This window comes from Bradyrhizobium sp. SOJA106 (genome assembly GCF_059448745.1).
Genome location: NZ_CM182549.1, coordinates 3,985,612 through 4,004,969 on the forward strand (window position 1 = coordinate 3,985,612; position 19,358 = coordinate 4,004,969).

18 protein-coding genes are annotated in these 19,358 nt (G+C 64.1%); 11 read left to right on the top strand and 7 right to left on the bottom strand.

Annotated features, from left to right (window positions below; translation table 11 throughout):
* The first annotated feature begins 17 nt into the window (after positions 1–17).
* Positions 18–2,582 (top strand): sensor histidine kinase, encoded by a 2,565-nt coding sequence (locus AC5V87_RS18115; protein ID WP_495371739.1) that lies wholly within the window; start codon positions 18–20, stop codon positions 2,580–2,582.
* Positions 2,557–3,234, top strand: coding sequence for a response regulator transcription factor (locus tag AC5V87_RS18120; RefSeq protein ID WP_495371740.1), 678 nt, complete (start codon positions 2,557–2,559; stop codon positions 3,232–3,234). Before AC5V87_RS18115 ends, AC5V87_RS18120 begins: the two co-directional genes overlap by 26 nt.
* A gap of 4 nt (positions 3,235–3,238) precedes the next feature.
* Here the strand turns inward: AC5V87_RS18120 and AC5V87_RS18125 are convergent, their stop codons facing one another.
* Entirely contained in the window at positions 3,239–4,729 is a 1,491-nt protein-coding gene (locus AC5V87_RS18125; protein ID WP_456838897.1) for an MFS transporter, read from the bottom strand.
* Positions 4,730–5,170: 441 nt separating this feature from the next.
* On the opposite strand from AC5V87_RS18125, the gene guaB reads away from it, so the two are divergent.
* The 3 genes from guaB (at position 5,171) to AC5V87_RS18140 (ending at position 8,283) form a co-directional block, all read left to right on the top strand.
* Positions 5,171–6,664, top strand: a complete 1,494-nt coding sequence (guaB, locus tag AC5V87_RS18130; RefSeq protein ID WP_456838896.1) for an IMP dehydrogenase — start codon at positions 5,171–5,173, stop codon at positions 6,662–6,664.
* Between the two features lie 149 nt (positions 6,665–6,813).
* A complete protein-coding gene (gene curA / locus AC5V87_RS18135) occupies positions 6,814–7,836 on the top strand; it encodes an NADPH-dependent curcumin/dihydrocurcumin reductase (RefSeq protein ID WP_495371741.1) in 1,023 nt (340 codons plus the stop codon).
* 150 nt (positions 7,837–7,986) lie between these two features.
* Positions 7,987–8,283, top strand: coding sequence for a hypothetical protein (locus AC5V87_RS18140; protein WP_456838894.1), 297 nt, complete (start codon positions 7,987–7,989; stop codon positions 8,281–8,283).
* A gap of 113 nt (positions 8,284–8,396) precedes the next feature.
* Here AC5V87_RS18140 and AC5V87_RS18145 read toward each other — a convergent pair whose 3' ends face one another.
* A complete protein-coding gene (locus tag AC5V87_RS18145) occupies positions 8,397–9,239 on the bottom strand; it encodes a metallophosphoesterase family protein (RefSeq protein ID WP_456838893.1) in 843 nt (280 codons plus the stop codon).
* A 3-nt stretch (positions 9,240–9,242) separates the two neighbouring features.
* Between AC5V87_RS18145 and AC5V87_RS18150 the strand changes: the two genes are divergently transcribed.
* The 3 genes from AC5V87_RS18150 to AC5V87_RS18160 all read left to right on the top strand — a co-directional run bounded on the left by AC5V87_RS18150 (position 9,243) and on the right by AC5V87_RS18160 (position 11,561).
* A complete protein-coding gene (locus AC5V87_RS18150) occupies positions 9,243–9,713 on the top strand; it encodes a hypothetical protein (RefSeq protein WP_495371742.1) in 471 nt (156 codons plus the stop codon).
* 38 nt (positions 9,714–9,751) lie between these two features.
* A complete protein-coding gene (locus AC5V87_RS18155; RefSeq protein ID WP_456838892.1) occupies positions 9,752–10,174 on the top strand; it encodes an MAPEG family protein in 423 nt (140 codons plus the stop codon).
* A gap of 85 nt (positions 10,175–10,259) precedes the next feature.
* On the top strand, positions 10,260–11,561 hold the full coding sequence (locus AC5V87_RS18160; RefSeq protein ID WP_456838891.1) for an RsmB/NOP family class I SAM-dependent RNA methyltransferase: 1,302 nt from the start codon (positions 10,260–10,262) through the stop codon (positions 11,559–11,561).
* Between the two features lie 204 nt (positions 11,562–11,765).
* Here AC5V87_RS18160 and AC5V87_RS18165 read toward each other — a convergent pair whose 3' ends face one another.
* The 3 genes from AC5V87_RS18165 to AC5V87_RS18175 form a co-directional block, all read right to left on the bottom strand.
* On the bottom strand, positions 11,766–11,975 hold the full coding sequence (locus AC5V87_RS18165) for a cold-shock protein (RefSeq protein WP_084805523.1): 210 nt from the start codon (positions 11,973–11,975) through the stop codon (positions 11,766–11,768).
* Positions 11,976–12,242: 267 nt separating this feature from the next.
* Complete coding sequence (locus AC5V87_RS18170) at positions 12,243–12,575, bottom strand: DHCW motif cupin fold protein (protein WP_495371743.1); 333 nt, start codon at positions 12,573–12,575, stop codon at positions 12,243–12,245.
* Between the two features lie 219 nt (positions 12,576–12,794).
* Complete coding sequence (locus tag AC5V87_RS18175; RefSeq protein WP_495371744.1) at positions 12,795–13,163, bottom strand: nuclear transport factor 2 family protein; 369 nt, start codon at positions 13,161–13,163, stop codon at positions 12,795–12,797.
* A gap of 149 nt (positions 13,164–13,312) precedes the next feature.
* Between AC5V87_RS18175 and guaA the strand changes: the two genes are divergently transcribed.
* Positions 13,313–14,911, top strand: coding sequence for a glutamine-hydrolyzing GMP synthase (gene guaA, locus AC5V87_RS18180; RefSeq protein WP_495371745.1), 1,599 nt, complete (start codon positions 13,313–13,315; stop codon positions 14,909–14,911).
* 241 nt (positions 14,912–15,152) lie between these two features.
* Here the strand turns inward: guaA and AC5V87_RS18185 are convergent, their stop codons facing one another.
* Together AC5V87_RS18185 and AC5V87_RS18190 are read right to left on the bottom strand one after the other, a co-directional pair.
* Positions 15,153–16,319: an ABC transporter substrate-binding protein gene (locus AC5V87_RS18185; protein ID WP_495371915.1), complete on the bottom strand. Its 1,167-nt coding sequence runs from the start codon at positions 16,317–16,319 to the stop codon at positions 15,153–15,155.
* An 83-nt stretch (positions 16,320–16,402) separates the two neighbouring features.
* Positions 16,403–17,542 (bottom strand): acyl-CoA dehydrogenase family protein, encoded by a 1,140-nt coding sequence (locus tag AC5V87_RS18190; protein WP_495371746.1) that lies wholly within the window; start codon positions 17,540–17,542, stop codon positions 16,403–16,405.
* Between AC5V87_RS18190 and AC5V87_RS18195 the strand changes: the two genes are divergently transcribed.
* Complete coding sequence (locus tag AC5V87_RS18195) at positions 17,480–18,487, top strand: FadR/GntR family transcriptional regulator (RefSeq protein ID WP_495371747.1); 1,008 nt, start codon at positions 17,480–17,482, stop codon at positions 18,485–18,487. The two genes, AC5V87_RS18190 and AC5V87_RS18195, sit on opposite strands and share 63 nt — an antisense overlap.
* Positions 18,488–18,545: 58 nt before the next feature.
* Positions 18,546–19,355 carry an enoyl-CoA hydratase/isomerase family protein gene (locus tag AC5V87_RS18200; RefSeq protein ID WP_495371748.1) on the top strand — a complete coding sequence of 270 codons (810 nt, stop codon included), beginning with the start codon at positions 18,546–18,548 and terminating at the stop codon, positions 19,353–19,355.
* The last annotated feature ends 3 nt before the right edge of the window (positions 19,356–19,358 follow it).

Consider the following 19,358-nt stretch of genomic DNA (forward strand, 5'->3'; position numbering starts at 1 on the left):
CGCGAGGATTGGCCGGGATGCCGGCGGTAGAGTTTGACCTTCCCGGACTGATCGGCAAGACCGGCGAGTTTCGCGACGGCAAGACCGAAGAGGCGTTCTCCGAAAGCGTCTGGCAATCTGCACGTGCGATGGCCCTGTTGTGCATCTTCGCCGAGACGGCGGCGAGCCTGTCCTTCGTGCCGCTGGATTTCCTGATGCTCACCGGCCCCCGGCTGGCGTTCTTCACGGAAGTGCGGCTCCTGATCGCCCTGTCGGCGGTTTCCGCCGTGATCGCCGTACTGCGGACGAACAGATATCCCCGCATCGTCGTGATCACGTACGTGCACCAGTTCGCGTTCTTCACGCTCAACGCGCTGGTCTTCGACCATCCGAGCCTGACCCGTCATGGCGGATTGTTGCTGCCGCTGATCGCCATTGCACTGAACCTGTGTGTCCCCGGGCGATTTCGCTGGGTCGCGCTGATGAGCGCCTACGCGCCCGTTGTCAGCCTGTTGTTCTGGGCGGTGCTCAGGCCGGACCCGGAGAGCCCGCTCGATCTGATGATCATCCTGCTGGTCGTCGCGGTCGGCTACGTCGTCGGTGCGGTGGCGCGCACGCAGTTCAACCGGCTGCGGCGCGAGGAATATCTGCGCATCGCGCGCGAGCGGCAGGTCAACCTCGACCTGCGTGAGGCCAAAGATGCGGCGGAAGCGGCCGCGAACGTCAAGGCCGACTTCCTTGCCGTCATGAGCCACGAGATCCGCACGCCCATGAACGGCATCCTCGGCATGGCGCATTTGGCGCTCGACGAGCCGCTGCCGCCCTCGCAGCGCAAGCGCCTGTCGATCATCAAATCCTCGGCGGAGGGGCTGCTCAACATCCTAGACGACATCCTGGACATCTCGAAGCTGGAACGGCAGGCCGAGGTCTACGAGCGCGCGCCATTCGACCTCAGGCAAGGCCTGCGCGAGATCGTGCACCTGATGACGCCTCGCGCGCAGGAGAAGGGATTGAGCCTGCAGCTGGCGCTTTCGCCGCTCGTGCCGCAATGGGTGCTCGGCGATCAGTCGCGCGTGAGGCAGATCCTGTTCAACCTGATCGGCAACGCCGTGAAGTTCACGAGCCAGGGCAGTGTCACCGTCGAGGTCACGACAGCCGAACCTCAGGACCGAGCGCTGATCACGTTCTGCGTGTCCGACACCGGCATCGGGATCACGCCCGAGCAACGGGCGCATCTGTTCCAGGCGTTCGGGCAGGCGGACGCGTCGATCCGGCGACGCTTCGGCGGCACCGGGCTCGGACTTGCGATCTGCAAGCGACTTGTCGACGGCATGAACGGCGAGATCGACGTCGAGAGCACACCGGGGCAGGGTAGCCGCTTTCGCGTCAGCCTGCCGCTGCCGGCAACCCATGAGCCGGGGGAGCGCCATGCAATCGACGCGGCGGCTTCGCAGGCCAGGCGTCTCAATCTGCTGCTCGTCGAGGACCTTCCCATCAATGCGATGGTCGCCCGTGGGATCCTGGAAAAGGCGGGGCACAGCATCGCGCTGGTGAAGTCCGGCGAGCAGGCGATCGAACTCGTGCAGAGCGCGCGGTTCGATGCGGTCCTGATGGACATGCAGATGCCTGACGTGGACGGGCTCGAGGCGACGCGTCGAATCCGGGCCCTGCCGCCTCCGCACAGCCAGGTCCCGATCGTTGCGCTGACCGCCAATGTCATGTCGGAGGATGTCGCCGCATGCCTCGCCGCGGGCATGGATGGACATCTGGCGAAACCGATCAACGTCGCAGCGCTGCATGCCGCGATCGAGGCCGCGCTGCAATCCCGGCGCTGGCCCATATCCGGCCCGCGCGCATCCCTGAAAGCCGGCGGCGACGTTCTCGTGGTGGGCGACGAGCGCAAGGCAACGCACCTTCCGCTCCAGCAGCTGGGATTTCGCGTTTTTCCGGCCCAATCGTTCGAAGCCGCCGGCACGATGGTGTCTGCGCGGGAATTCGCGGCGATGGTGGCCGTCGTCCCGCCGTCGGGGTTTCTGCGATCGCTGCGTCAGCGCGCAGCAGGAGAGGGCGGCGGCATGTTCGTCGTGGGCGTGCCCGCCGAAGGCGAAGCCGCGCGGCTGCTTGATGAGGGCGCCGACCTCGTGCTGGCGGCGGGCCTTGCGCCGGATGACATCGCCTGGAAGATCGAGGCGTTCCTCGCGCCCCAGCAGCCGCACGGATCGTTCGCGCTCGAAGAGGTCTTCGAGCGTGATCGCATCGATGAATTGCAGGTGTTGTTCGCGAGCAGCCTCGTCGAGCTGGACCGCGCTTTGACGCGAGACGATCTGGCGCCGAAGGATCTTGCGGGCATCGCCCACCGCATCAAGGGGAGCGCGGCGAACTTGCGGATGCCCGAGCTTGCCACGCGCGCCGATGATGCGCTGATGGCGGCCAAGGCAGCCGGCGCGAGCCGAGGCGACCGGGACGAAGCCGTCAAGGCCCTGAGGCGGCAGATCAGGCTCGTCCTGCGGGACCTCGATGTCGCCGGGCAGAGCAGGCTGGCGCCGGCAGCCATCAACAACGCGTTCGAAGGGGCCGATGTCGACGATCGTACTCGTGGTTGAAGACGCGCCGGAGATCCGGCTGATGCTGACGGCGTTCCTGAAGGAGGAGGGCATGATCGTCCACGGCATGGCAACCGGCGGCGAGCTGCGGGCTGGACTCGCCACGATGCGGCCCGACATCGTTCTGCTCGATATCAATCTGCCCGATGCGGACGGCATCGCGCTGGCGCGTGAATTGCGGCTCGGCGAACAGTGCGGGCTGATCTTCGTCACCAGCCGCGACTCGGACGACGACGTGCTGTCGGGCCTCGAGGCGGGAGGCGACGACTATGTCTCCAAGCCGATCAACCTGCGCACGCTGCTCGCCCGCATCCGCAGCGTCTTGCGGCGGACCAAGGAAAAGGTCTTGACGTTCGACGGCTGGATTCTGGATCCGGTCCGGCGCGAGCTGTTCCGTCCCGACGGAAGCATGGTCAAGTTGACCTCGGGCGAATTCAACATCCTGGTCGCCCTTGCGTCCCACATGACGCAACCCCTGAGCCGCGATTTCCTGCTCGACGTGATCTCCAACCGCGATCCCCGCGAGATCAGCGAGCATACGGTCGACAATCTGATCGTGAGGCTGCGCCGCAAGATGCAGCACGACGGCACGGCGGCGCCGATCACCACCATCCGGGGTGTCGGCTATGCCCTGGTGCCGTTGCAGCAGTAGCCTTCTATCCCAGCCGCTGATCGCGCATGTCCTGCGTATCTTCCGTCGCTGCCTTGACGGCGGCGCTGGCGGCGCTCTTCGCTGCCCCCTTGCGGCTTGCGATCTCCACCGCCTTGCGGCCGGAGATCTCGTGGCCGGCGTCCGCCGGCATCTGCCAGAAGAACCAGCTCGAGGCCGCCGAGGTCAGCGCCACCACGACGAAGGCGGGCGCGAACATGGTGGCGTTGAGCTCGCTGACATGGCTGAGCCACATCGTCGTCTCGACCGAGGCGGCTCCGACGGCGACGCCGGCGGACACTGCGAGCTGCTGGTTGACGCTGACGAGCGTGGTGGCCCGGCTCATCTGCGCGGTCTCGACGTCGGCATAGGCGACGGTGTTGATCGCGGTGAACTCCAGCGAGCGGAAGAAGCCGCCGACCACCAGCATCACCATGATGATCAAGAGCGGCGTCGTCACCGTGAACAGCGCACAGACGCCGAGGAAGAACGCGCTGATGATCGCGTTCACCGTCATCAAATTGCGGAAGCCGAAGGTGCGGATGATGCGCGCCGCCAGCGTCTTCATGCCCATGGCGCCGAGCGAGGAGCCGAAAGTGACGAGGCCGGAATGGAACGGCGACAGGCCAAAACCGATCTGCATCAACAGCGGCAGCAGGAACGGCAGCGCGCCGATGCCGAGCCGGAACATGAAGCCGCCGAAAATGGCCGCGCGCAACGTCGGCAGCTTCAGCAGCGAGAAGTCGAGCACCGGCGATCCCGTCCGCCGGGCGTGGATGACGTAGAGCGTCATCGAGATCGAGCCGCCGACGACCAGCGCCGCGACCGTGCTCCAGGGCAGCAGGTTGAGCCCGGCGACGGAGAGGCCGAACGCGATGCCGGCAAGGCCGATGCCGGCAAGCACCATGCCGTAGAGATCGAAAGGCTCCTGCGTCTCGCTCTTGATGGGATCGATGAACTTCAGCGCCATGAAGATGCCGAGCAGCCCGATCGGGATGTTGATCAGGAAGATCCAGTGCCACGATGCATACGTGGTGATGAAGCCGCCGAGCGGTGGGCCGATCACGGGGCCGATGAGGGCAGGGACCGTCACCCAGGCCATGGCGTTGACCAGCGCGCTCTTGTCGACGGAGCGCAGCAGCACGAGGCGCCCGACCGGCGTCATCATCGCCCCGCCCATGCCCTGCAGGATACGTGCGAACACGAAGTCGGTGACCGAGCCTGAGAGCGCGCAGCCGACCGAGCCCACCATGAACACGCCGACCGCGATCGCGAACACCATGCGCGCGCCGAACCGGTCCGCGGTCCAGCCGCTCGCCGGGATGAACACCGCGAGCGACAAGAGGTACGAGGTGATGGCGAGCTTGAGCGTCAGGGGGCTTGTGCCGATATCGGCCGCGATCGCCGGCAGCGAGGTGGCGATGACCGTCGAGTCCATGTTCTCCATGAAGAGAGCAGTGGCCACGATCAGCGGAATGACGCGTTGCTTGTCGACCATGACAGATTGGTAATGAAAATCAGAAGAGAGGGTGGACTTGCGGCTTAACACCGCCGCCCGGCGGGGACCATTGTGGATCAACGCATAGCACCTAAATCCTGTGCTCGCCCCTGCGTGATTTCCGGCGCGCGCACCTGGCGCGAGCCCGAATCCACGGGGGCGGCAGGGACCGCCGCGGGATGGATTCCGGGCTCGCGACGTTGTCGCGCCCCGGAATGACAATGGGTGGGCCGCCCCGGGCTATCCCAGCCGAATTTGCGTAAAAAGCCTGTGCATGGCTGGCCGGCGGTCCGAATTGCTTTGATTCGTCACGCGGCCGTGCTATCGACCGGCGTCAACCCCACCGATGGGCTCCGATTCTTAGGGCGATGCCGCAAGGCACGCCGAGGGCGGCGCTCATCCATAAGCATTTGCGGCTCGGCCGCAGGAAGGAGTTGGCATATGGCCACGGTGCAACTTCAGGGCATCCGCGAAGCCTTTACGTTCGACGACGTGCTGTTGAAGCCGGGCCTGTCCGACGTGATGCCGGGCGAGGTCGACATCCGCTCTCGCGTCACCCGCGCCATTCCGCTCAACATCCCGATCATGGCCTCCGCCATGGACACGGTCACCGAAGCTCGCATGGCGATCGCCATGGCGCAGGCCGGCGGCCTCGGCGTCATCCACCGCAATTTCGATCCCGAAGGGCAGGCGGCCCAGGTGCGGCAGGTCAAGCGCTACGAGTCGGGCATGGTGGTGAACCCGCTCACCATCAGCCCCGAGGCGACGCTGGACGACGCGCTCAAGCTGATGAGCGACCACGGCATCTCCGGCATTCCCGTCGTCACCGGCGCCGGCAAGTCCACGCCGGGCAAGCTGGTCGGCATTCTCACCAACCGCGACGTACGCTTTGCCACCGATCGGCGGCAGAAAGTCTCCGAGTTGATGACGCACGAGAACCTCGTCACGGTGCGCGAGAATGTCAGCCAGGACGAAGCGCGACGGATGCTGCACAAGCACCGCATCGAGAAGCTGCTGGTGGTCGACGAGCAATATCGCTGCGTCGGCCTGATCACCGTCAAGGACATGGAGAAGGCGGTCGCCCATCCGCTCGCCTGCAAGGACGCTCAAGGCCGCCTGCGCGTCGCCGCCGCCACCACGGTCGGCGACACCGGCTTCGAGCGCACCGAGCGCCTGATCGATGCCGGCGTCGACCTCGTCGTCGTCGACACCGCGCACGGCCATTCCCGTCACGTGCTGCATGCGGTGAACCGCATCAAGCGCCTGTCCAATTCCGTGCAGGTCGTTGCCGGCAACGTCGCCACCACCGACGGCGCGCAGGCCCTGATCGATTCCGGCGCTGATTGCATCAAGGTCGGCATCGGCCCGGGCTCGATCTGCACTACGCGCATCGTCGCCGGCGTCGGCGTGCCGCAGCTCACCGCGATCATGGATGCGGTGGAAGCGGCCAAGAAGGCCGACATTCCCGTGATCGCCGACGGCGGCATCAAGTTCTCCGGCGACCTTGCGAAAGCGCTCGCCGCCGGCGCCGACATCGCCATGGTCGGCTCGCTGCTCGCCGGCACCGACGAGACGCCAGGCGAAGTGTTCTTGTGGCAGGGCCGTTCCTACAAGGCCTATCGCGGCATGGGCTCGGTCGGCGCGATGGCGCGGGGATCGGCCGACCGCTACTTCCAGCAGGACATCAAGGATTCGCTCAAGCTCGTGCCTGAAGGCATCGAGGGCCAGGTGCCCTATAAGGGCCCGGTCGGCAACGTCATGCACCAGCTCGCCGGCGGCCTCCGCGCCGCGATGGGCTATGTCGGCGCAAAGGACATGAAGGACCTGCACGAGAAGGCCCAGTTCGTCCGCATCACCGGCGCGGGCCTGCGCGAAAGCCACGTCCACGACGTGACGATCACGCGTGAGGCGCCGAACTATCCGGGCGGCGGCTAGTTCGTTAGTCATTCCGGGGCGCGAAGCGCAACCCGGAATCTCGAGATTCCAGGTTCGATGCTACGCATCGCCCCGGAATGACAGTGTCGAAGTTTGCGTCGGTGCATTGCTTCTCCTAAATGACTGCAACAAGCAGTCAGGAGGAAGCCATGTCCCAAGCCAAACGCATCGTTCTCGCCGCGCGTCCCGTCGGCGAACCAAAGCCGTCCGATTTTCGCCTGGAGGAATTCGCGGTGCCGACGCCCGGCGCCGGCGAAGTGCTGCTGCGCACGATCTGGCTTTCGCTCGATCCCTATATGCGCGGGCGCATGAGCGAGGGCCCGTCTTACGCAGCGCCGGTGCCGGTCGGCGGCGTGATGGAAGGCGAGGCGGTGAGCGAGGTCGCGGCCTCGAACCATCCGGATTTCGCGGTCGGCGACATCGTCCGCATCCGCTCCGGCTGGCAGACGCATGCGATCTCCAACGGCAAGGGCCTGATCAAGGTCGATCCGAAGCTCGGCCCGATTTCCACTTCCATCGGCGTGCTCGGCATGCCCGGCATGACCGCCTACACGGGCCTGCTCGACATCGGCAAGCCGCAAGAGGGCGAGACCGTCGTCGTTGCCGGCGCCTCCGGCGCGGTCGGCTCGGCCGTCGGGCAGATTGCGAAGATCAAGGGCGCCCGCGCGGTCGGCATCGCCGGCGGCAAGGACAAGTGCGATTACGTCGTGAAGGAGCTCGGCTTCGACGCCTGCATCGACCACCGCGATCCCGATTTCGCCGCAAAGCTGAAAGAGGCCTGTCCGAAAGGCATCGACGTCTATTTCGAGAATGTCGGCGGCGCCGTGTTCGAGGCGGTGTTCCCGCTGCTCAATCCGTTCGCGCGCGTGCCGGTCTGCGGCCTGATCGCACATTACAACGACACCGAGGCCAAGCCGCCGAAATGGGCGGCATCGATGATGCGTGCGACGCTGACCAAGCGGCTGACCTTCCGCGGCTTCATCGTCTCCGATTTCGCCTCCCGCCACGGCGACTTCCTGCGCGACATGTCGGCCTGGGTCCGTGACGGCAAGGTGAAATACAAGGAGTTCGTGACCGAGGGCCTGGAGAGCGCGCCGGGCGCCTTCATCGGCCTGCTGAAAGGCGCCAATTTCGGCAAGCAGCTGGTGCGGGTCGGTCCCGACAAGCTGTAGTTGTTGCGTCGGCGTCACGCGACGGGCGTCAATGGTTAACAAAGAGTCACCAATCGGCCACACCTGCCCGCAAAGTGCGCAGGTGTGACCGCCGGTTCATTGACGCCAAAGCGAAGTCATTGAATCATCGCGCATATTTTAGGTGTAGCGATGTTAGAGATCAGTGTTTTCTGCGTAATCCTGTTGGCTGCCGGCTATTGGGTGGCGATGTTCGTCATGGGCCGCCATGACGACGTGATCCACGGGAAGTTCGTGCATCGCGAGGAAGGCGATTTCAGCCAACCTGGCATGTCGGCCCCACCGCCGCCATTTCCGAAACGTCCGCTCAGGGCTCCCAAAGTCGCGGGCGAACTGCCGCCCGATGACGCGGTGGCCAATCCCGTCAACAGCGCGGCGCTGCAATCCCTGCTCGCCGCGATCCAGCAGGATCTGAAGAGCGTCGCTTAACAGACGCGCGCTCCTAAAGTGCGATGGATCGGGATGAATCGTCATCGCGCTTTAGTTTATTCTCTGAGCATGATCTTTTCGGAAAACCGCTGCGCACTTTTCCGGATCGTGCCTTAATGCTCGCCGCCCATCTGGGCGAACAGCTCCTCGATGTCGATATCGGCCTGGCCCGGCGCGCGGACGTGGCGGACCTCGACGCTGTCGGGCCGGAATCGGTATTCCACCAGTCCAACTTCCTTGATCGCGATGCGGTCCTGGCGCGCGTCGTTGATCACGAAGCCGGCCGAAGGCGCCCAGACGTGGCGCGTGTGACGATAGGTGAAGTCGCGGCGCTGGTGCACGTGACCGCTGGCGATCAGGCGCAGATCGACATGCGCAAACATCTCGATCAGCCGCGCCCGTGCCGGCTGCGGCACGTAGCGGATCGAGGTCTCCGGCGTCTCGGGGTCGTCGGGCAGGTGGAGAAACACCGGCTTGTGCAGGAACAGCGCAACCGGCTTGCCATTCACGCGCGCGATCTCTTCGGTGAGCCAGTCGAACTGCTCCGCCTCGAAGGCGAGCCCTGAATTCATCACCAGCGAGTTGAGGCCGATGAAGCGCCAGCCGGCCGCTTCGAACGACCAATGGTCTTCGCCGATGATGTCGCAGAATTGCCGGCGGTACGCTTCGGCGACCGGCGGCTTTGGCACTGGACCGATCGCGGTCGGATTGTCGCCGATATCGTGATTGCCCGGCAGATAGCGGCAGGCGACAGGCAGGGCGGCGTGCAGGCTCTTGGCGAATTCGACATCATCGCGGCTGCTCGGCCCATCAAAGGAGACGTCGCCGGTGTTGATGACGAGATCAGGCCGCTCGGTGTCGATATGCGCGCTGATCGCCTGGAAGTTGGCGATCAGGCCGGGAAAGCGCCGGCCAAGATGCGTGTCGGAAATTTGGGTCAGGCGAAATTCGGACATGCCTTGAGCATACAGATCGTCACGCGTCGAAACGATGACGGCGCACGCATGCATCGCAACGAACAAAGTTTAAAACGCGCTGCGGCCATCCCCTCCTTCGTTCGAAGCATGGTCAGAGCACGCGATAGCGGATCGTGTAGCCGTCCTGCGGAGGGACATTGCCGCGACCGCCGAGGCAACGCTGTCGACGAGGTGCCAGGGGCCGAACTCTGCGGAGCGATGCGGCTCGGCGGGCAGGCGGAGGCGGAATTCGAAGATGCCTTGGCCGGGCGGGTTCACGACAAGCACGCGGTCCGCCGTGCGGTGGTTGAGCGCGACGGCGCCGCGCAGCACCGCGCGTCCGTCGGTGAGGTCGCTGACGCCGCCGACCAGCGCCAGCGTTGGCTCAAACGGGCCGAAAATCGCGGTGGTTGGTCGCCTGATCGGGAACAGCGGTTCAACTGGTTGATTGTCAGCGCGAGGAGTCGCGGCTAATGACGGTCCGCGGCTCTCCGCTCTACGTGAAAGTTCCGATGTCCATTCAGATGGTCTTGCTGCCTGTCTTCGTGCAGGTCTGTCTCACCTTCGCGCTGCTGATCGGCATGGTGCTGGCGCGCCGGCGCTCGCTGGTCTCGGGCGAGACCGAGATCCGCGACATTGCGCTGGGCGAGCCGAACTGGCCCAAGGGTGCCACACAAATCGCCAATTGCTACCGCAACCAGTTCGAGCTGCCGGTGCTGTTCTACGCCCTGATCGCGCTGGCGCTGCCGCTGCGCCATGCCGATCTCTTCATCGTGCTGATGTCCTGGGTGTTCGTGGTGACGCGCTTTGCCCATGCCGGCGTTTTCGTCTCCTCGAACGATCTCGGACGGCGCTCCACGATCTGGCTCGCCGGCGTGCTGGTGCTGCTGGCGATGTGGATCTACTTCGCGCTGAAAATGCTCCTGTTGATCTAGGCGCCCGCATGGTCCGGAAAAGCGGAAGACCGGTTTTCCGACAAGATCATGCGCAAAGACTCCGATCCCGATCTGAAAGATTCAAATGACTCCCGCTGCCCGGCTGTCCGCAGCCATCGAACTGATCGACACCATCGAGAAGGACCGCGTGCCCGCCGCGAAAGCGCTGAAGGAGTGGGGCACCGCGCACCGCTTCGCCGGCTCCGGCGACCGCGCCGCGATCGCCGGCCTCGTCTGGGACGTGCTGCGCCGCTACGCCTCGAGCGCCTGGCTCATGGACGCCGACACTGCGCGTGCCAGGCTGATCGGCATGCTCCGCCTCGAGCGCGACATGGACTCGGCCACCATGGCCGCAATGTTCGACGGCAGCCGCTTTGCGCCGGCGCCGCTGACCGACGCCGAGCAGGCCGCGCTCGCCTCGCGTTCTCTCAAGGACGCGCCCGCTGCCGTGGCGGGCGACTATCCGGAATGGCTCGATCCGTACCTGGCAAAAGTGTTCGGCGAGGATCGCGCTGCGGAAGCCGCCGCGATGGCGAGCCGGGCCCCGCTCGATCTGCGCGTCAACACGCTAAAATCCAATCGCGACAAGGTGCTGCGCGCGCTTTCTCATCTTCACGCGAAGCCTGCGCCATGGTCGGCAACGGGTTTGCGCATCGAGCTTTCGGCCGACGCGCGCAACCCCGGCATCCAGGCCGAGGAAGATTTCATCAAGGGCGGCGTTGAAGTTCAGGATGAGGGATCGCAGCTTGCGGCCCAGTTCACCGCGGCAAAACCCGGCGAGCAGGTGATTGATCTCTGCGCCGGCGCCGGCGGCAAGACGCTGGCGCTCGCAGCCCTGATGCAGGGCAAGGGCCGGCTGATCGCGACCGATCGCGACAAGCGCCAGCTCGCGCCGATCCACGAGCGCCTGTCGCGCGCCGGCGTCCATAACGCCGATGTGCGCACGCCCAAGGGCGAGGCCGATCCGCTCGCAGACATCCGCGCCTCGGCCGACCTCGTCGTCATCGACGCGCCCTGCACGGGAACCGGAACCTGGCGCCGCAACCCCGACGCCAAATGGCGTATGCGCCCCGGCGCGCTCGAGATTCGTCTGCGCGACCAGGCCGAGGTGCTCGACCGCGCGGTTCCGCTGGTGAAGCCGGGTGGGCGTATCGCCTACATCACCTGCTCGGTACTGTCGGAGGAGAATGGCGAGCAGGTGAGGGCGTTCGCGGAGCGCCATCCCGAGTTCGCGGTCGTTCCGCCCGAGCAGACCGCCAGCGTGCTCTGGGACAAGGCCGAGGCGTTTGCGGACGCCGCGCTGCAGTCAGCCGAAGGCTGGCTGATGACGCCGCGGCGCACGGGCACGGACGGTTTTTTTGTGTCGGTGCTGAAAAAGGTTTCGTAGGTTTGGGCAAAGCGAAGCGTGCCCACCGTTTGCCCATTTGACGGGTGATGGCACGTCGCGCGAGCGGCGCCTTTGCCCACTCTACGGCACCAGCGCACGGCCGTTCCCGCAAAACAAAAGCCCCACGGGCCGGATACCGGCCGCGGGGCTTTCGAGTTCCTAACGCTCTGCCGGTACGTCCGTGGTCAGAGCGCGCGCTGGCGATTAGCCGACGCGGAGATTGTCAGCCGACGACTTGCCGCTGCGGCGGTCGGCGACGACGTCGAACGAGACCTTCTGGCCCTCGTTGAGGGTCGACAGGCCGGCGCGCTCGACGGCGCTGATGTGGACGAACACGTCCTTGTTGCCGTCGTCCGGCTGGATGAAACCATAACCCTTTTGGGTGTTGAACCACTTCACGGTGCCCATAGCCATGGGAATTTCCTTTAGTTAGTTAAAGACGGTACGCACGTGGACCGGTACGCATTGCAGCGCCCATAGTCCTGATGAGTCGATGTTTTGGAGAAATCATCTGAAGCGTGCGCGCCTGTCTTAGACGAGGCGAAGCGGCCCAGTCGTTCGGCCAAGTATCGATGATCACAATATAGCGAGATAATTAGACTTCTTCAAGGCACCACCCGTGGTCCGGCATGTTGCGCCGGTGTTCAATTTTGCGGTGTAAATTGATCGTTCTCGCGCGTCTCAATCGACGATGAAGAGCGTCGCCCCTGTCGCCGTCGAGGACCGGTGCGCGGCATCGCCGAAATCGGAGACCTGGTAGCTCATCCCCGCCGTGAGCTTGAATTTGCGCCCGTCACGCAGCTCCGAGTCGAGCTCGCCCTTCAGGACGTACAGCACGTGGCCGCGGTCACACCAATGATCCGCGAGATAGCCGGGCGAATACTCGACCATCCGCACACGCAAATCGCCGATGTTGAGCGTGCGCCATCTGGCCTCGCCGGTTTCGCCGGGATGTAGCGCGGCCTCGACCTTGCTCCAGTCGGTCACGGTAAAAGGGGAGGCGGGGAGCTTCATGGGGGGCCTGTCTTTGGGCCGGCGGGCGCAGTGTTAGCGCACGCTGTCGCCTCCGTCATTGCAGGTGTGGCTCACGAACCTTCGTCACCCGCGGTGTCATCGCCCGACTCGATCGGGCGATCCAGTATTCCAGAGCGGTCGGGATTGAATCGATGGGCCGCGGCGTACTGGATTCCCCGCTTTCGCGGGGAATGACAGTGGCGAGTGCGGTTGCACCCTTCAATGCAAATGGTTCGCCGATCCCTGCACGATCAGCCCGGCATCATTCACGCGCAGATATTCGCAGATCTTCTTGCCCCGCTCGTTCTCGTAAAACACCACCACGCTATCAGGGCCGAGGAACAGATCGATCAGCGAGAAATGCAGCTCCGGCAGCAGGGCGAGCGCCTTGCCCCAATAGGCCCGCAAGCTTTCCTTGCCCTGCACGGTGCCGCTGGCGTCGAATCCCATCGCCGGAATGCGGTCGGAGGTCATCACGGCCGTCTCGTCATAGAGCGTGAGCACCCGCTCGAGGTCGCGCGCGTTCCAGGCCTCAACCCAGGTTCGGCCGAGCGCGGCCAGCGTTGCTGGCTGATGATGCTGTGGCATGACGTTCTCCCTGATCAGCCCTGTTTGCAGGTGGGGCAAAAGTAGGTTAATAATACTTACCTATGTCGGTTTGTCCATGCCCAAAGAAGCATGTGGGCGCGCGTGCCAGCGCGGTTGCGGGCAGGGGCGTGGTCGCGTATTTGCTTGCCATGACAGCAGCACAGAACGACCGCTCCGCGTCGACGCCCTCAGTGGCCTCGGCGCACGACAAGATTCTCATCGTCGACTTCGGCAGCCAGGTGACGCAGCTGATCGCGCGTCGCGTGCGCGAGGACGGCGTCTATTGCGAGATCGTCCCGTTCAACAAGGCCGAAGCCGCCTTCAACGAGATGAAGCCGAAAGCGGTGATCCTCTCCGGCGGCCCTGAGTCGGTGCATGAGGCCGGCTCGCCCCGCGCTCCGCAAGCGATCTTCGATTCCGGCGTACCGGTGATGGGCATCTGCTACGGCCAGATGACCATGGCAGCCCAGCTCGGCGGGGAGGTCGAGGGCGGCCATCACCGCGAATTCGGCCGCGCCGATCTCGAGGTGAAGGCGCAGAGCCAGCTATTCGAGGACGTCTGGACTCTCGGGGGCAAGAACCAGGTCTGGATGAGCCATGGCGACCGCATTACTAAAATGCCGCCGGGCTTCTCCGTTGCCGGCACCTCGCCGAACGCGCCGTTCGCGATCATCCAGGACGAGACGCGCAAATATTACGGCCTGATGTTCCACCCCGAAGTGGTGCACACGCCCGACGGCGCAAAACTGATCCGCAATTTCGTCCGCAAGATCGCCGGCCTTACCGGCGACTGGACCATGCGCGCCTTCCGCGAGGAGGAGATCGCAAAGATCCGCCAGCAGGTCGGCAAGGGCAAGGTGATCTGCGGCCTCTCCGGGGGCGTCGATTCAGCCGTCGCCGCTGTGCTGATCCACGAAGCCATCGGCGACCAGCTGACTTGCGTGTTCGTCGATCATGGCCTCTTGCGCCTCGACGAAGCCAAGACCGTCGTCGACCTGTTCCGGCACCACTACAACATCCCGCTCGTGCACGTGGATGCCTCGAAGCAATTCCTGGGCGAGCTCGAAGGCGTCACCGATCCCGAAGTGAAGCGCAAGACCATCGGCCGCCTCTTCATCGAGGTGTTCGAGCGGGAGGCCAAGAAGATCGGCGGCGCCGATTTCCTCGCGCAAGGCACGCTCTACCCCGACGTGATCGAGAGCGTCTCCTTCACCGGTGGCCCCTCGGTGACGATCAAGTCCCACCACAATGTCGGCGGGCTGCCCGAGCGCATGAACATGAAGCTCGTCGAGCCCCTGCGCGAGCTGTTCAAGGACGAGGTGCGCAAGTTAGGGCGCGAGCTCGGACTGCCCGAAATCTTCGTGGGCCGCCACCCGTTCCCCGGCCCAGGCCTCGCCATCCGCTGCCCCGGCGAAATCACCAGGGACAAGCTCGACATCCTGCGCAAGGCGGACGCCGTCTACATCGACCAGATCAGGAAGCACGGCCTCTACGACGAGATCTGGCAGGCCTTTGCCGTGCTGCTCCCCGTCAAGACCGTCGGCGTCATGGGCGACGGCCGCACCTACGACTACGTCGTGGGCCTGCGCGCCGTCACCTCCACCGACGGCATGACCGCGGACTTCTACCAGTTCGACATGAAGTTCCTGGGCGAGACCGCCACGCGCATCATCAACGAGGTGAAGGGCGTGAATAGGGTGGTGTACGACGTGACGAGCAAGCCGCCGGGGACGATTGAGTGGGAGTAGCGCGGCCGGCTGCCATTGCGCGGTGTGTCGTAGTCTGGAGAACGTTGTCGATTCCTTCGTATCGGGGACGCTGGTCGAAGTAGTGCTTCGACCTATCGCGCTCGAGGTCTGCAATCCACAACGATTAGCCTAACGGAATACTACAGCGCCCTTCAGCGTACAGAAGGGCGGGGGCTCCAGTCTCGAGCACAGTCAAGTTTTGGCGCAAAGCGCACCCGTCCGCTTCGACCCGGCGAACCGCTCATTCCGCCGACATGGGATCGCCGGTGATGCTCCAGCTCTCGCCGTCGAATACCGCGATCCGGAGGGTCTTGAATGCTCCGTAGTCGTCGGGCTTGGTACTGATCGAGATACCCGGCAGCATCATCGGCAATCGTTCGCCGTGCAGTGACGTCGCCTGACGGATCAGGTTTTCCCGCGTGAGGTCGTCGCCGCACTTCTTCAGCACGAGTTCGACGGCATGGACGTTCATATAGGCGACGAGGACCGAATAATCGTCCGGATTGACTGATGCGGCGTATTTTTTCAGGAAAGCCTTGTAGGCCCTGACCTCGTCGTCATTGGCCCAGGCCGGGTCGCCGGGCTGCTTGAGGAACTGAGTGGTTACGAGGCCCTTCGAGGCATCGAGGCCTGCGGGCTTCAGGATGGTTTCTACGGAAGCCGTCGATCCCCCGATGATGTGTAACGGGCTCCAGTTCAGTTCATGGACCTTGCGAATCGACTGCGCCGCTGCCTTTGAGGACGACTGCTCGACCAGCGTGTCGATGCCGGCGGACTTGAGCTGGACGATCTGCGAATCGATCGTGGGGTCGGCGAGTTCGTAGGATGCCTCGAGCACGATTTGCGATGCCTTGTCGCCGAGACCGGCACGAAGGCCTTTCAGATAGTCTTTTCCGTAGTCGTCGTTCTGGTAGAGGACGCCGATCTTGGCTTGCGGCCTGGTCTTCAGCAGGTACTTGCCGATGACGCGCCCCTCGGTCTCGAAATCGGGATAGAGCGGCACGGTCCAGCGGAAGTTCTTTGGATCGTTGAACCGACGTCCGCCGGCGGTGATGAACAGCTGTGGGACCTGCTTGGAGTTCAGGTATTTCTGGATGGCGACATTCGGTGCCGTGCCGATGGTGCCGACTTCAGCGAGCACCCCGACGTCCTCGACGAGCTTGCGCGACTGCTCGACCGCTTTGGGGGCGCTGTAGGCATTGTCGAGCTGTGTGAAGTTGATCTTGCGTCCGTTGATTCCGCCTTGCTCATTGAGCATTTCGAAATAGCCGACGACGGCGCGTCCCGCGCCTGCGCCGAATGCCGACGCCGGGCCGCTCAACGGCGTTGATTGCCCGAGCTTGATCTCGGTATCGCTGACACCCGGCCCGTAGGCTTTTTCTGCGTGCAACTGGGTCGACACCAGCATCGCTGATGCGGCGATCACGCCCAGGGCGCGCCCGATATGGCTGTTCAAGGTTAGATCCTCCCGCTTTGTTTGTTTTTAGATTTTTATCGAAGAAGTTCCCGGGCGATGACCATTCTCTGGATCTGGTTGGTGCCCTCGAAGATCTGGGTCAATTTGGCGTCGCGCATCATGCGCTCGACCGGATAGTCCATGGTGTAGCCGTAGCCGCCGAAGATCTGAACGGCGTCGGTCGTCACCTTCATGGCCATGTCACTGCCTACGCATTTGGCCATGCTGGCCAGGACGTTCAGCCGCTTCCAATCACCGGCGTCGCCCGCGCGCGCGCATTCATAGACGAGGGCCCGCGCCGCCTCGATCTGCATGGCCATGTCGGCGAGCATGAACTGCACGCCCTGGAATTCCGAGATCGATTTCTTGAACTGCTTGCGTTCCTTCGCATAGGCGACGCAGACATCGAGCGCGCCCTGGGCGAGTCCAACGGACTGCGCGCCGATCGTGGGACGATTGAGGTCGAGGGCGCGCATCGAGGCGCGAAAACCCTTGCCTTCCTCACCGACGAGGTTTTCCACCGGAATCCGCACGTTGTCGAAGAAGATCGGCGTGTTGGGCGCGCCGCGAAAGCCCATCTTGCGCTCGTGGCCGCCAAACGTAATTCCCGGCATGGTCTTGGGCTCGACGATGAAGGCGCTGATGCCGTCCGCGCCCGGGCTGTCGCTCGTGCGCGCCATCACGACGATATAGTCCGCCGCCACGCCGTAGCTGCACCATTGCTTGCGGCCGTTGAGGATGTAGCAATCGCCTTCCTTCTTGGCGCGGGTGTTGATCGCAGTGACGTCAGAACCGGCCTGCGGCTCCGAGATCGCGATCGCCGTCACGATGCCGCCCTTCGCAATGATCGGCAGGTATTTCTTGCGTTGCTCCTCGGAGCCGAAGTGCAGCAGCGGCATGATGAACATCGTGTTCAGTGCGGCGATCGACGCGCAGGCGGGAGAAAATCGCGAGATCTCCTCGCGGGCGATGCACGCCATGGTCAGGTTGCCGTTCGGCCCGCCATATTGCTCGGGGACCCAGAGCTGCATCAACCCCATCTCGCCGAACAGCTTCACGAGTTCGAGGGGAAAGCGATCGGTCTCGTCGATTTCGGCTGCGATCGGCGCTACGTGCTTGGTCGCCATCTTCCGGATGCTGTCGCGGAATGCGATCTGCTCCTCGGTGAAGCTCATGAACGTCTCCGATATTTTTTCTTTGGGAGGCCCCAAAAAGGGGCTTCCATTGAATGGGTGATCCATTTAATAATTCACCGCATGGCAACCAAGTCAAGCCCCCATTCATCCGCCGGCACGCGCATGGCGTCGGCGAAACGTCGCGAGCGTGCCTCCGATCATCGTACGGCGGGATCGCCGGCCCCCGTGGCATTCCGGCCGATCCATACGCGGCGCGCCTTCGAGGAAATTTGCGACCGGATTCGCGAGCAGCTCGCACTCGGAGTTCTCAAGCCGGGCGACAAGCTTCCGCCCGAGCGCGATCTTGCCCAGCAGCTCGGGGTGAGCCGCAACGTCCTGAGAGAGGCGCTTCGTAGCCTGGAGATGGCCGGCGTGCTGCGGCTGCAGAAGGGTGTCAAGGGCGGCGCCTTCGTCCAGAAGGGTGATACCAGCCGCATGAACGTGGTCATGCGCGACATGCTGAGCCTGGGTACCATCTCGATCCGCGAACTCTCGGAAGCGCGAGTCCAGGTTCTCGATCTCGTGGTGCGGCTGGCTTGCGCGAACGCCCGGCAGTCAGATTTCGAAGCATTGCAGGCGAATGTTGAGCGAACGGAGCTCTTTACCCGCGAGGGCCGGTTGCTGGAGAGGGTCGAATGCGCGCGAGAGTTCTACAAATTGCTCGCTATCGCCTGCGGCAACAAGGTGATTGCCATGATCACCGATGCCGTCACCGAGATCCACATGCGGTTTGTCTATGCCAAGGTCGCATCGAGCGGGGTTGCGATGGCGCGCCTGGTTGAGCGTCGCAAGCAATTCCTGGCAGCGCTGCGCGAGCGGAATGCCGCGGCTGCGGCTCGGTTGATGCGGAGCCACCTGGGTGCGGTCGAAAAGATGCTGGAGCAGGATCCAGGCGCCATGTCGCTCCAAATCGCGTTGGCGGAGATGAAGCCCGGCATGAAATGACGCGCGTTCATCCGGCCAGCAGGCCGGATGCGAATAAGAAAAACGAACGGAGGAAGATGTGTCCCGATACGCCAAATATGAATGCTTGACCGTGGATGTCGCCGACAAGGTCGCGACGGTGACCTTGAATCGGCCGCAGGCCCGCAATGCCATCAATCAAAAGCTGATCCGGGAACTCCGCACGATCTGGGACGATCTTGCCGACGACCATGCCGTCAACGTCGTGGTGCTGACCGGGGCCGGAGAATTCTTCAGCGTCGGCGGCGACGTCAAGGCGATGTCGGAGCGGCCGGGCGGTGACGTGCTGGAGGAGGGTGAGGTCCACGATCCCATGATCAGCCGCCGCGGCGTGACGCGTCAGCTCGAGCTTGACAAGCCGATCATCGCCGCCATCAACGGCGATGCCATCGGCCTTGCCGCGACCCACGCGCTGCTCTGTGACATCGCGGTCATGGCGGAGGATGCGCGCATCGGCGACACCCACGTGTCGCGGGTCGGGCTCGTGGCCGGAGACGGTGGCACCGTGATCTGGCCGTTGCTCGTTGGCATCAACAAGGCCAAGGAATTCCTCATTCGCGGCACCCTGCTGAAGGGAAAGGAGGCCGAGCGGATCGGCCTCGTCAATCACGTCGCGCCGCGGGCCGAAGTGCTGGCCAAGGCCCGGGAGATCGCGATCGAGCTCGCGAATGGTCCGACCTGGGCCATCCGATGGACCAAGCTGTCGATCAACCAGATCGTCAAGGATCGCGTGAACATGCTGCTCGAAGCCTCGATGGCGCTCGAGCAAGTGACATTCGAGACCGCCGACCACAAGGAAGCGACGACATCGTTCAAGGAGAAGCGCAAGCCCCGGTTTGGCCAAGGCTAGTCG